Annotated in this window: 10 protein-coding genes and 1 pseudogene; 7 read left to right on the forward strand and 4 right to left on the reverse strand. The window is 59.5% G+C overall.

The window, feature by feature from the left end:
• Positions 1–203 precede the first annotated feature (203 nt).
• Positions 204–1,037, reverse strand: a complete 834-nt coding sequence (locus tag WCA53_RS25775) for an EAL domain-containing protein (protein WP_423917102.1) — start codon at positions 1,035–1,037, stop codon at positions 204–206.
• A 224-nt stretch (positions 1,038–1,261) separates the two neighbouring features.
• Between WCA53_RS25775 and WCA53_RS25780 the strand changes: the two genes are divergently transcribed.
• Genes WCA53_RS25780 through fahA form a run of 5 tightly spaced genes read left to right on the forward strand, consistent with a single transcriptional unit; the run spans position 1,262 to position 6,786 of the window.
• Positions 1,262–2,218 (forward strand): MBL fold metallo-hydrolase, encoded by a 957-nt coding sequence (locus tag WCA53_RS25780; protein WP_423917084.1) that lies wholly within the window; start codon positions 1,262–1,264, stop codon positions 2,216–2,218.
• Between the two features lie 5 nt (positions 2,219–2,223).
• Positions 2,224–3,891, forward strand: coding sequence for an FAD-dependent oxidoreductase (locus tag WCA53_RS25785; protein ID WP_423917087.1), 1,668 nt, complete (start codon positions 2,224–2,226; stop codon positions 3,889–3,891).
• 8 nt (positions 3,892–3,899) lie between these two features.
• The gene (locus WCA53_RS25790) at positions 3,900–4,121 is read left to right on the forward strand and encodes a DUF2783 domain-containing protein (RefSeq protein ID WP_423917089.1); all 222 of its coding nucleotides are present in this window, start codon (positions 3,900–3,902) and stop codon (positions 4,119–4,121) included.
• Positions 4,118–5,470: a homogentisate 1,2-dioxygenase gene (gene hmgA / locus WCA53_RS25795; RefSeq protein WP_423917091.1), complete on the forward strand. Its 1,353-nt coding sequence runs from the start codon at positions 4,118–4,120 to the stop codon at positions 5,468–5,470. Before WCA53_RS25790 ends, hmgA begins: the two co-directional genes overlap by 4 nt.
• Positions 5,467–6,786, forward strand: a complete 1,320-nt coding sequence (fahA, locus tag WCA53_RS25800) for a fumarylacetoacetase (RefSeq protein WP_423917093.1) — start codon at positions 5,467–5,469, stop codon at positions 6,784–6,786. Before hmgA ends, fahA begins: the two co-directional genes overlap by 4 nt.
• Positions 6,787–6,823: 37 nt before the next feature.
• Here fahA and WCA53_RS25805 read toward each other — a convergent pair whose 3' ends face one another.
• On the reverse strand, positions 6,824–7,996 hold the full coding sequence (locus WCA53_RS25805) for an MFS transporter (protein ID WP_423917095.1): 1,173 nt from the start codon (positions 7,994–7,996) through the stop codon (positions 6,824–6,826).
• Positions 7,997–8,259: 263 nt separating this feature from the next.
• Here WCA53_RS25805 and WCA53_RS25810 point away from each other — a divergent pair, with 263 nt between their 5' ends.
• The gene (locus WCA53_RS25810; protein ID WP_423917097.1) at positions 8,260–8,709 is read left to right on the forward strand and encodes a hypothetical protein; all 450 of its coding nucleotides are present in this window, start codon (positions 8,260–8,262) and stop codon (positions 8,707–8,709) included.
• A gap of 170 nt (positions 8,710–8,879) precedes the next feature.
• On the opposite strand, the gene WCA53_RS25815 is transcribed toward WCA53_RS25810, so the two are convergent.
• Positions 8,880–9,872 carry a 2-hydroxyacid dehydrogenase gene (locus tag WCA53_RS25815; RefSeq protein ID WP_423917106.1) on the reverse strand — a complete coding sequence of 331 codons (993 nt, stop codon included), beginning with the start codon at positions 9,870–9,872 and terminating at the stop codon, positions 8,880–8,882.
• A 40-nt stretch (positions 9,873–9,912) separates the two neighbouring features.
• Complete coding sequence (locus WCA53_RS25820) at positions 9,913–10,902, reverse strand: LysR family transcriptional regulator (RefSeq protein ID WP_423917099.1); 990 nt, start codon at positions 10,900–10,902, stop codon at positions 9,913–9,915.
• Positions 10,903–11,520: 618 nt separating this feature from the next.
• Here WCA53_RS25820 and WCA53_RS25825 point away from each other — a divergent pair.
• A pseudogene (locus WCA53_RS25825) lies at positions 11,521–12,447 on the forward strand (aspartate-alanine antiporter); the annotation flags it as partial.

The following is a 12,447-nucleotide window of genomic DNA, read 5'->3' on the forward strand; positions in this document are numbered from 1 at the left end:
AATTGGCGGTTTAAAACGCGTTTCTTTGCTTCGTTTCTTTTCGCGTTTGAAAAGAAATGAAGTCCCGCCCCGGATAGGGGCTAACAGAAATAAGCAAGAAAATCCGACTTAAGCAGAACGACCACGCTAGCAGAAGGACTCAATCCTAGCCCCACACTCTCCGCGAGCAGCACCCCTCCGCCACCAGCACCGCCCCCCGAAAATCACCGCACGTCAGAAGCGGGCCCAATGGCATGAATTTCAAACGCTGCCCCCTGAACGAAGCTCACATCGAACTGAAGCAGCGCTTCGAACTGCGCCTCATCGGCCACATGGCTGAAGATCAATGGAATTTTCAGCCGGTGCGCGTACCCCACCAGCGGCTTCACCACAGAATCCCTCAACGCCATACCGGCATCCATCTTGATGAAATCCAGCCGCGCCATATCCGACACCGACATGATCTGCCCGGCATTGGGCAAATTCCCCGCAACCTTGAACCCGTACTTCTGATAACTCTTCACGAGATACCCAAGAAACGTCCGATGCGCCACCGCCGCCGACGGCAACTCAATAACGACCCGGGCCGGATTCAAACCGAACTCCAGCAGAACGTGCGAGAAGTGCTTGCCGTGATCGTATTTCACGCTCTTCAGCAACCGCTCGTGAACACGAAGAAACAGCAGCCCCGGCCGCTGTGCGCCGAAGAAATTGAAGGCGTTTAACGCGCGTGAAAGCCGGTCGAGTTCGACGAGCTGGCGATCGTCGTCGAATTCGGTGAACGGATCGAACGATGCGCCGTCTCGCGTCAGCGTCACTGCCTGGAAGCCGAGTTCATCGCCGAATTTTTCCGCGCTTTCAACCGATGCCGTCAGCGATTGCGGCTGGCCACGCGTGGTGACGTCGAATATCGGCTCGTAGGCGCTGGCAAGGGTTACTCCCTCGTATTGCGCAACCGCAAACCCCGCAAGGGCGCCGTCGCCCATGACAAAACGCGCCCCGGGGAGGGGATGCTCTGCGGCGCGCAAGACGAGTTGCGGGATGGTTGGCGCGATCATGAAAAAGAAGCCTAATGCCTGAATAGCGTCGATGGTAGCAGTGCCACGCATGACGCTTTGCACAAAATCCACGTATCTATATGAATTACATGAAGGCGGCCGGGTACCCAATCAGGGTAAACGGCAATTTCACTTATCGTAATTGATTTTACTATTCGTAATTGACAAGACGACCGCATCAATCGCGTCCGCGGGATCTAGCGGCTAAAGCTCAGGAGGCAAAGATGACTGGTGAAAAGAAGTTCGCATCGCAGGCAGATTTGACGGAGAAGAAGGTCACGTTCGAGCGTCTCTCCGAACATGCCTATGCCTACACCGCCGAAGGCGACCCCAATACGGGCATTGTGATCGGTGACGACGCCGTGCTCGTGGCCGACACCCAGGCCACGCCCGTGATGGCCCAGGACGTGATCCGGAGGATCCGCGAAGTCACCGACAAGCCCATCAAGTACGTTCTCCTCACGCACTATCACGCGGTTCGCGTGCTGGGCGCGTCAGCATATAAGGCGCAGGAAATCATCGCGAGCCAGGATACCTACGACCTGATCGTCGAGCGCGGCGAGCAGGACATGAAGAGCGAGATCGAGCGCTTTCCGCGACTCTTCAATGCGGTGGAATCGGTGCCGGGATTGACGTGGCCTACGCTCACGTTCAAGGGCGAAATGACCCTCTGGCTCGGCAAGCTCGAAGTAAAAATCATGCAACTCGGCCGTGGCCACACGAAGGGCGACACGGTCCTATGGCTGCCGCAGGACAAAGTGATGCTGTCGGGCGATCTCGTCGAATATGGCGCAACCCCGTATTGTGGCGATGCCTACTATCGGGACTGGCCGGCCACGCTCGATGCGCTCGCCGCCTTCAACCCTGAGAAGCTGGTGCCGGGACGGGGCGCCGCGCTCAAGACGCCGCAACAAGTGGCCGAGGGTATTGCGGGAACGCGGGCGTTCGTCAGCGAGCTGTATAACCAGGTGAAGCTGGGCACGGCTGCGGGCAAGGACCTGAACGAGATCTACAAGCTGACCTACGCCGCGCTCCAGCCGAAATTCGGTAAGTGGGTGATCTTTGACCACTGCATGCCGTTCGATGTCACGCGCGCCTTCGATGAAGCCACGCAGTATCGCGATCCGCGCATCTGGACGGCGCAACGCGACAAGGAAATGTGGGAAACGCTCGAGAGCTGAAGATCATGGATATCGATTTTCAGTCCCTGACGTTCGAGTATCGGCGCTCGTCGGACCAGTCCGGCAACGCGCCCTTGCATCCGGTCGTGGTGATCGGCGCGGGCCCGGTGGGTCTCTCGATCGCGATCGATCTCGCGCAGCAAGGTACGCCCGTCGTCCTGCTTGACGACGACCACACGCTGTCATCGGGATCGCGCGCTATCTGCTTTGCGAAGCGAACGCTAGAAATCTTCGATCGGCTGGGATGCGGCGAACCGATGGTCAAGAAGGGCGTGAGCTGGAAGGTCGGCAAGGTGTTCCTGCATGACGACTTGCTTTATTCGTTCGATTTGCTGCCGGAGTCGGGCCACGCGCGTCCGGCCTTCATCAACCTGCAGCAGTATTACGTCGAAGGCTATCTGGTTGAACGCGCGCGCGAATTGCCATTCCTCGACGCGCGTTGGCACAACAAGGTGACGGGGATCGGGCAGTCGGACGATTGTGTGACGGTGCAGACCGATACGCCCGATGGTCCCTACAGCTTGCGCGCGCGTTACGTGGTCGCGGCCGATGGCGCGCGCAGTCCCGTGCGCGCCCTGATGGGGCTGGATGCGCATGGCCGCACATTCAAGGACCGGTTCTTGATAGCGGACGTCAGGATGAAAGCTGATTTTCCGACCGAGCGCTGGTTCTGGTTCGATCCACCGTTTCATCCGAATCAGTCGGTGTTGCTGCATCGGCAGCCCGACAACGTGTGGCGTATCGATTTCCAGTTGGGGTGGGACACCGATCCCGTTGCCGAACGAGAGCCTGAGCGCGTGATTCCGCGCGTGCGCGCGCTGCTTGGCGCGGACGTGGAGTTCGAACTGGAATGGGTCAGTGTCTATACGTTCCGATGCCAGCGCATGGATACGTTTCGCCATGCAAGGGTCTTGTTCGCGGGCGATTCGGCGCACGGCGTGTCGCCTTTCGGTGCGCGCGGCGCGAATAGCGGGGTACAGGACGCGGACAATCTCGGCTGGAAACTGAAGCTGGTGGTAGATGATCTGGCGCCCGACGCGTTGCTCGATACCTATGCAAGCGAACGCGAAGCCGCCGCCGATGAAAACATCCGCCATTCCACGCGCTCAACCGATTTCATTACGCCCAAGAGCGCCGTGTCGCGCGTGTTTCGCGACGCCGCTTTGCTGCTGGCGAAAGACTGCGACTTCGCGCGACGTCTCGTGAATAGCGGGCGATTGTCGACGGCGTCGGTGCTTCGAAACTCGCCGTTGAGCACGTTAGATCGCGATGCGTTCGCGGGTGCGCTGGTACCTGGTTCAGTCGCCGCCGATGCGCCCGTGCGGATCGATGGGCGCGATGCGTGGTTCTTGCCGTGCGTGGGATCGTCGTTCGCGGGCGTCTTGTTCGGCCCGTCGGCCGCCGGACTCGACGCGTTGAAAACGCTCAGCCCCCATGTGAAACCGATTTTGATCGTGCCGGCCGGATCGGGCAGTGTGAGCCAAGCTGGCGTGGAGATCGTTGAAGACGTAGAAGGCCTGCTCGCCAAACGTTTCGATGGAAAACCCGGCACTTTCTATCTGGTGCGCCCTGACCAGCACATTGCGATGCGCGCCCGAACCCTTGATCTTAGCGCCGTCCGCAACGCTCTGGCCCGCGCCACGTGCGCGCTGAACGAAGCCCAATTGGTGTGACACGACCCATGCTCGATACCACCTTGCGTCTCGCCGATCCTGACGCCTTCTACGAAGCGCTGATCGACATGCATCGCGACCTCGCAGATGCACAAAGCCAGCTTGTAAACGCGAAGCTGATCCTGCTGCTGTCGAACCAGATCGGCGATATGGACGTGCTGCGCGAAGCGATGTCCATGGCGCGTCGCGATGTGGCCGGGTCGTCTATGAATGAAAAGGACAACGTATGAAACACGAACCATCTGGCGCATTCACGAGTCACACGGACGCGAGCCGTCACTATCAGTCGGGTTTCGCCGCCGATTTCGCCACTGAGGCATTGCCCGGCGCGTTGCCGCTCGGGCGCAATTCGCCGCAGCGTGTGAACTACGGGCTCTACGCCGAGCAGCTTTCCGGCACGGCATTCACCGCACCGCGTGGGCATAACCGGCGCTCGTGGCTGTATCGGATACGGCCGGCTGCCATGCATCACCCATTCACGCCCGTCCCTGCGGATTCAGTGGGTCCCAAGCTCGTTGCCAACTTCGCGGAAGTGCCGCCCACGCCGCCGAACCAGTTACGTTGGGACCCGCTGCCGATGCCCGATGCGGCAACGGATTTCATCGACGGCTGGGTGACGATGGCGGGTAACGGTGCCGCCGAAAACATGAGCGGTTGTGCGATCCATCTTTACGCCGCTAACCGTTCGATGCAGGACCGCTACTTCTATAACGCCGACGGCGAGTTACTGATCGTGCCGCAAGAAGGGCGCCTGTCGATTGCGACTGAACTGGGCAAGCTCGACATCGAACCGTTCGAGATCGCTGTCATTCCGCGCGGCGTTCGCTTCGCCGTCACGCTACCGGACCACACGGCACGGGGCTATATCTGCGAAAACTTTGGCGCATTGCTGCGCTTGCCGGACCTCGGGCCGATCGGCTCGAACGGCCTGGCGAACCCGCGCGATTTCCAGACGCCGCACGCGGCGTACGAGGATCGTGAGGGCGCGTTCGAACTCGTCGCCAAGATGAATGGCGTGTTGTGGCGCGCGGACATCGGTCATTCGCCACTCGACGTAGTCGCGTGGCACGGCAACTACGCGCCGTACAAATACGATTTGCGGCACTTCAACACGATCGGTTCGATCAGCTTCGATCACCCCGATCCATCGATATTTCTCGTGTTGCAATCGCAGACGGATGCGCCGGGCGTGGACGCGATCGACTTCGTGATCTTTCCGCCGCGCTGGCTTGCGGCCGAAGATACGTTCCGGCCGCCCTGGTTTCATCGGAATGTGGCGAGCGAATTCATGGGCCTCGTGCATGGCGTGTACGACGCGAAATCGGAAGGCTTCATGCCGGGCGGTTCGAGCCTGCACAACTGCATGACGGGGCACGGTCCCGACGCCGAGACGTTCGAAAAGGCATCGAAGGGGGACACGTCGAAACCCGTGAAGGTGGGCGACACGATGGCGTTCATGTTCGAAACTCGTACGCTTATCAAGCCGACCCGCTTCGCACTGGAGACCGCTCAACTGCAGGCGGATTACTACCAATGCTGGCAGGGTTTGACCAAACATTTCAACCCGGAGCAGCGATGATCGACTCGACCCGCAAAGACGCGCTCGACGCCCTCGATGCGACGCGCGCGCCGGCATTGAGGAGCTGGATCGAATCGGCAAATGATTCTTCAAGCGACTTTCCGATCCAGAACCTGCCGTTCGGCATCTTCTCCGACGAAGCGAATCCGTCGCCGCGGGCAGGCGTGGCGATCGGAGACTGGATCGTCGACCTCGATGTGCTGCATCGGGCGCGGCTGATCGAATGTGAACCGGTGTTCGCGCGGCCGGCGCTGAATGCGTTTGTCGCGCTGGGCGTGGAGCGTTGGAGAAGTGTGCGCATCCAGTTGAGCGCGTTGCTGGCAAGCGGCAGCGAGACGATCAAGGCCGACGCTGCGCTGCGCCCGCGCGCGCTCGTGCCGCGAGGAAGCGCCACGCTGCATCTGCCTGTCGACATTCCGGGCTACACCGATTTTTATTCATCGAAGGAACACGCAACCAACGTGGGCTCGATGTTCCGCGATCCCAAGCATGCGTTGCTGCCGAACTGGACCGAAATGCCGATCGGATACAACGGGCGCGCTTCATCGGTGATCGTGAGCGGCACGCCGGTGCGCCGTCCTCGCGGCCAGATCAAGCTGCCCGATCAGGATCGGCCGGTTTTTGCGGCATGTCGAAAGCTGGATATCGAGCTTGAGACGGGGTTCATCGTCGGGGCGGGCAATGCGCTGGGACAGCCGATTGGATGCGACCAGGCCGAGTCGCATATCTTCGGCATGGTGTTGTTGAACGACTGGAGCGCCCGCGATATCCAGCAGTGGGAATACGTGCCGCTGGGGCCGTTCAACGCGAAGGGTTTCGCCACGACCATCTCACCGTGGATCGTGACGCTTGACGCGTTGGAACCGTTCAGGACGAGCTCGCCGAAACAGGACCCGGAACCGCTCGCCTACCTTCGCCATACAGGCGACCATGCCTTCGATATCACCCTGCACGCGCATCTTCGACCAGAACACGCCGACTCGGCGACGAAGCTCGCCACGACCCATTTCAAGCTGATGTACTGGACGATGGCGCAGCAACTCGCGCATCACACGGTGGCCGGTTGCAACACGCGCGTGGGCGATTTGATGGGCTCGGGCACGATCAGCGGCCCGACACCGGATTCGTGTGGGAGCTTGCTCGAGATGACGTGGAACGGGCAGCGGCCAATCGCGCTGGAAGGCGGCGGCGAGCGGAGATTCATTGAAGACGGTGACGAACTGACGCTGACAGGGTGGTGCCAGGGCGATGGGTATCGTGTCGGATTTGGGGAATGCGCGGGCGTGATTTTGCCGGCGCTTCAGGTGGGCGAATAGAATGCGCGAACATCAGGCGCTGTCAAACCGATCACGCTCAGGCCGCTTGCCCAAGCCCACCGCGCGGAGCCCGGCGAGCCATCGATGCCGACAGTAACGTCAATCCGAACGCGCAGCATGCCAGCAATACGCCGATCCACGGAAGCGTGAACAGCGGCGCGCCAGCGCCGATTGCCATCCCGCCGAACCACGCGCCCGTGGCATTGCCGAGATTGAACGCGCCCTGGTTGAGCGTTGACGCGAGGTTCGGCGCGTCGCTCGCGCGATTCACGATCAGCATTTGCAAGGGGGGCACGATCGCGAACGCGAGCATGCCCCAGACGAAGATCGTGATCATCGCGGGAATGGCGGCGTGCATGGTGGCGGCGAATATCGTGAGGACTACCACAATGGCGACGAAAAACGCCACGAGCGAGCGCAGCAGCCGCCAATCTGCCAGCTTGCCGCCAAGCGTGTTGCCGACTGTCAACCCGAGTCCGAACAGCAGCAACACCCACGTGACCGCGTGCGGCGCCAGGCCGGTGACGTCTTCGAGAATCGGCGTGATGTAGGTGAACACGGAGAAAAGGCTCGCCGATGCAAGCACGCTGATGCCCAGGACCATCAATACTTGCGGGTTCTTCAATACGTTGAATTCGCGCAGGATGCTCGACTCGCGCATTTCGATGTGCTTGGGCAAGCACACGGCCAACGCGCCCGCCGCGGCTAAACCGATCAGCGTCACCACCCAGAACGTCGCGCGCCATCCGGCTGCCTGACCGAGCGCTGTGCCCAGAGGCACGCCCAGTACGTTCGCAAGCGTGAGTCCGGTGAACATCAGCGCGATGGCTTGCGCGCGGCGGTTGGGCGCGACGAGATCGGCGGCGACGACCGAGCCGATCCCGAAAAATGCGCCGTGACAGAACGCCGTCACGATGCGCGCGGCCATCAGCACCCAGTATCCCGGTGCGATGGCGCACAGCAAGTTGCCCACGACAAACACGCCGATCAGGCTCATCAGCGCTTTCTTGCGCGGCATTTTCGCGGTAACGATGGCGAGGATCGGCGCACCGATGGTCACGCCGAGTGCGTACCCCGACACGAGCATGCCGGCCGCCGGAATCGACACCCCAAGGTCCCGAGCGACGTTGGGCAGCAAGCCCATGATGACGAATTCGGTCGTGCCGATGCCGAACGCGGCGATGGCGAGGGCGAGAAGGGGAAGAGGCATGGAGCTGGGTGAGGAGGACTGGCTGAATGGGCGGGCTGCAAGTCGGCTGGTCGAGCGCTATCGGAGTGCAGAACGCTGTGGTGCGGACGGAGCGGAAGCGCCAAATTGTACCCAAGGTTTTTATCTTCGCTGAGTGAAAACCCTCGGTTTTTCTCGGGGTGCCGTTTATACGCCGCAGATGGGGCAGGAAGTGTTCGTCAACGTGTTGCGTTTTCACATCGGGCGGAATAGGTTGCGGTGTTCCACCTTTCTCCAGGACCTCCATGAAAGCATTTCAACTCGCTCTGACCTGGTCCTTTGCCGCATTAATCGCGATTTATGGCGCGTCTGTTTCTGCGCAGGACGCGCAAACGGGAATGGGTCCGATTGCGACGAAAGCCGGCGGCGTGCAATTCGTTCAGCAGGGCGCAGGGTTTGACGCACAACTGGACGGCGCGACGTTCGACCGTTTGAACGCGGGCCGCATCGCGCATTTCGATGAGATGTCGGGCGCACGGATGATCGTCGAGGCATTCGATAGTGGCCCACCGGAACTGGTGCTTTACGACTTCCGGAAGCGGCCGCCGACGGTTGAAAGGATCGGGCGTCGCATGAAGCTCACGGGCGTGTTCTGGCAAGACGGCGAAGTCGTGCTGAAAAGCACCGATGGCTGGTTCAGGTTCCAGCGCGGGACGCTGACGAGATTGACGTCGTCGAGGGTGATCTATCACTAACTAAGGGGATCGGGGGACTGCCAGCAGAACCGATGTCTCCATCCCCACGACCAAAGTTCCCAATAGGCATTAGTCGAAGGACTCGTCTAATAATCTATATTAACCGCTCGGTATAAATATATCGCCAGAGCAAGATAATCTTGACTATTCGAATCGATTGAGCAGGGCGTTCAGGAAAGGACTTGATTCCGGGGGGAACCGTCGAACCAGGCTTTTACATTGCCAAGCGTGGTATCGGCAATCTGCATCAATGCTTCGCGGGTAAAAAAAGCCTGATGCGATGTCACGATCACATTCGGAAACGACAGAAGCCGGGACAGCACGTCGTCTTGCAACAATGCATTCGAGTGGTCTTCAAAGAACAGACCCCCTTCTTCTTCGTAGACATCCAAACCGAGATGACCGAGCTGCCCGCTCTTCAGCACCCCGATGAGTGCGCGACTGTCGACGAGCCCGCCGCGGCCCGTATTAATAAGCATTGCGCCGCGCTTCATGCGGGCAAGTGCGGCGGTATCGATGAGATGGTAAGTGGAATGTAACAACGGGCAATGCAAGCTCACAATATCCGATTGCGCAAGCAATGCATCGAGTGAGACATAACGCGCGCCAAGCGCAATAAGATCATCCGCCGGAGTGCCCGGATCGTGTGCCAGCAGGGTCATGCCGAAGCCCGCCATGATGCCGCCGAACACACGTCCGATAATTCCAGTTCCTATAATGCCAACGGTCTTGCCATGCAGATCGAAACCCAATAACCCATTCAGTGAAAAATCGCCGTCACGGGTACGGGCGCTCGCGCGATGCAACTTGCGGTTCAACGTAAGGATCATGCCTACGGCATGCTCGGCTACCGCATGCGGCGAATAAGCCGGCACGCGGACCACGCCAATACCAAGCCGCGCTGCCGCAGCCAGGTCCACATGATTGAATCCTGCCGAACGCAGCGCCACAAGCTGCGTGCCACCGTCTCGAAGCGCGACCAGCACGGCTTCGTCCACCACGTCGTTGACGAACGGACACACCACCGCACAACCGTGGGCCAGGATCGCTGTCTGTGCGTCAAGATGCGATTCCTGGAACTGCAATGCGTGGCCGAATGCTGCGTTCGCCGCGGTGAAGGCGTCGCGATCATATTCCCGGCTACTGAAGACGATCATGCCGATGGGCGTCGAATCGGTGTCCGGCATGGCTTGGACGTTTGATTTAGTGGGCCGCGGCGTTCGGCGGCGGCACCATCTGAAGGCGTGACAGCACGTTTTCGTTTTCCGGCAGCGCCGCGGCCGATACTTCGCCGCCAGGCCCCATATGTTCCAGTGTGTAGTCGATGAATGCGCGGGTCTTCGCCGGCAGGTACTGTCGTCCCGGATACACGATGGACACCTTCACATCGGGGTCGTCAATGGCGTAGTCGTTCAGCACGCGCACGAGGGAACCGTCCTTCAAATCGCCGGCCACTATGCCTTCGGGCAGGATCGAGATGCCCATGTGAGCGAGCGTACCGAGCCTCACCATCAGCGCGCTGTTGACCGTATACACGGGTGCTAGCGTGACCTGGTCGGCGCTGCCGTTGCTTCGGTGTCGGAAATGCCACGTGGCACTGCGCATTTCGTTGGGCAGCGCGACGAAGGAATGGTGCAGCAGGTCACCGGGCATGCTGGGCGTGCCGTGTTCTTCAAGATAGGCGGGCGTGGCAACAGGAATCAGCGTGTTCGTGGCAACAGGACGTTCGACCAGCGCCGTGCTCGAAACCATGAAGGCCGTGACAATACCGACATCGAAACCATCTTCCACCAGGTCCACATGGCGCTCGGAAAGCGAGAGGCGCACGTTCACCTTGGGATAAACCTGCCGGAATCCGTCAATAAGCGGCGTCAGCGCCATCAACGAGAGCGAACCGGATGCCACGACGCGCAATGTGCCGCTTGGATCGCCTTCTGTATGCGCGACCATGGACTCCAGATGGTCGAGTTCTTCAAGCAATGCACGGCAGCCTTCCAGATAACGAGTGCCGGCCTCCGTCAACGAGAGGTTACGAGTGGTGCGGTTAATCAGGCGGGTACGCAAATGCGCTTCCAGCATGGCAATCGCACGCGTCACGAGCGCATTTGATACATCGAGTTGTTGCGCGGCGCGTCGAAAACTCTCGGTTTCCGACACCCGTACAAAAACACGCATTGCATGAATTTGATTCATTGCTTCCTACCTCTCAGTGTCTAAAAACAGCGGTACTGCATTGCGCGGCGATCTCGCATGCAGCGTTTTTGTTGCGGCTTTTCGGGCGAAATTGATACACATGCGGAATTACACTCTTTGGGTTGGGCTTTGACGTATTCCGCAATACCGCAAGCCTTTCACAGTTATTATTTTATGGCAATAAATATTTCAAAGATACAGTTTATAGAAGTGAATTGAGAATTTGTTCGAATTTTTGTTTCAACGTAACAGTTTCGAGAATCATTCCTTAGAAATGCTGTTTTGTGAGTTGCCTTTTCGAACATCAATAAAAATTGAAGGCACCGCTATCTGTGGCGCTTTCTGTGGTTATGATGCGAGCATTCATGCAGGAAGGGCCGGATGATTTTTCAAACAAATCGCAAGCGGACGTTGTCCAGCTTCTACATTTTATGAGCAAATTGAATGCAATCCGGCAATTTCATCTACGTATTGCTTGCAAAAATCAAATGGAAATAGTAGGGAAACTCTGGCTTGAAATTTCGCTCTTAAAGCATTATCAATTAATGATCCACTTAATTAGGGTACCTAGTCAAAGAACATTGATTTAATTTATTAACTAATAGCGGCGACAATTTCATGATCTGGAACTTGCTTGCACGTCAACCCGAAATCGCATTGTTCGCGAGCCTCGCAATCGGCTTTTTCATAGGTTCGTTCAAGCTGGGCCCTCTGCAACTGGGCGGCGTGTGCGGCACGGTGATCGTCGCGCTGATACTCGGGCAAAGCGGGGCGCGCCTGTCGCCGGATCTGAAAAATATCGCGTTTGCGCTATTCATCTTCGCGCTCGGTTTCACGGGTGGGCCGCAATTCTTTGCCAACGTCGGGCGCGGCTGGCGTTACGGACTGCTGTCCGTCGTCGAGATGATTGTCGTGATCGGACTCGTGCTCGGCGCGGTCGTGTTGCTGCACCTGGACCAGGGCACGGCGGCCGGCTTGCTGGCCGGAGCCGCCACTGAGTCGGCCGTAGTCGGCACGGCGTCGGAAGCGATCGGCAAGCTCGGACTGCCCGCCGCCGAGATTGCGCGGCTGCAGGCAAACATTGTCACCGCGTATAGCGTCAGCTACCTGTTCGGGCTTGTCACCATCGTGCTGTTCACCAGCCAGTTCGCGCCGCTGATGTTGCGCGTGAACCTGCGCGACGAAGCCGAGCGCCTGTGGCGTTCGCTGGGCGGCGACGGCGCATTGGGCGAAGGACAGCATCTTGCGGCGCCGTCGCTTGTCGGTCGCGAGCTGCGCGTGATTGGCGCGGCGGGCTTGAGCATCGATCAGGTTGAAAAGCGAAACGGCTATGCGCTGAAGGTCGAACGCGTGCTGCGCGGCCGCGCGGTCGTAAAGGCGCAGCCGAACCTGGTGCTCAAGGCGGACGACAGAATCGTGATCGGCGGGCGTCGCGAGGCGATCGTGAAGGCGCTTGGGTCGATCGGCGAGGAAGTGACGGGCGTGGATGTCGCCGATGTCTACGCCCAACGTCTCGACGTCATGCTGACCCGGCGCGACGTACAC

This window comes from Caballeronia sp. (genome assembly GCF_049581465.1).
In the GTDB taxonomy this organism is placed as follows: Bacteria; Pseudomonadota; Gammaproteobacteria; order Burkholderiales; family Burkholderiaceae; genus Caballeronia.

Coding starts and splice junctions, on each gene's coding strand:
- fahA (WP_423917093.1), top strand. CDS start 5,467: ATGATCGACTCGACCCGCAAAGACGCGCTCGACGCCCTCGATGCGACG.
- hmgA (WP_423917091.1), top strand. CDS start 4,118: ATGAAACACGAACCATCTGGCGCATTCACGAGTCACACGGACGCGAGC.
- WCA53_RS25775 (WP_423917102.1), bottom strand. CDS start 1,037: ATGATCGCGCCAACCATCCCGCAACTCGTCTTGCGCGCCGCAGAGCAT.
- WCA53_RS25790 (WP_423917089.1), top strand. CDS start 3,900: ATGCTCGATACCACCTTGCGTCTCGCCGATCCTGACGCCTTCTACGAA.
- WCA53_RS25820 (WP_423917099.1), bottom strand. CDS start 10,902: ATGAATCAAATTCATGCAATGCGTGTTTTTGTACGGGTGTCGGAAACC.
- WCA53_RS25780 (WP_423917084.1), top strand. CDS start 1,262: ATGACTGGTGAAAAGAAGTTCGCATCGCAGGCAGATTTGACGGAGAAG.
- WCA53_RS25785 (WP_423917087.1), top strand. CDS start 2,224: ATGGATATCGATTTTCAGTCCCTGACGTTCGAGTATCGGCGCTCGTCG.
- WCA53_RS25805 (WP_423917095.1), bottom strand. CDS start 7,996: ATGCCTCTTCCCCTTCTCGCCCTCGCCATCGCCGCGTTCGGCATCGGC.
- WCA53_RS25810 (WP_423917097.1), top strand. CDS start 8,260: ATGAAAGCATTTCAACTCGCTCTGACCTGGTCCTTTGCCGCATTAATC.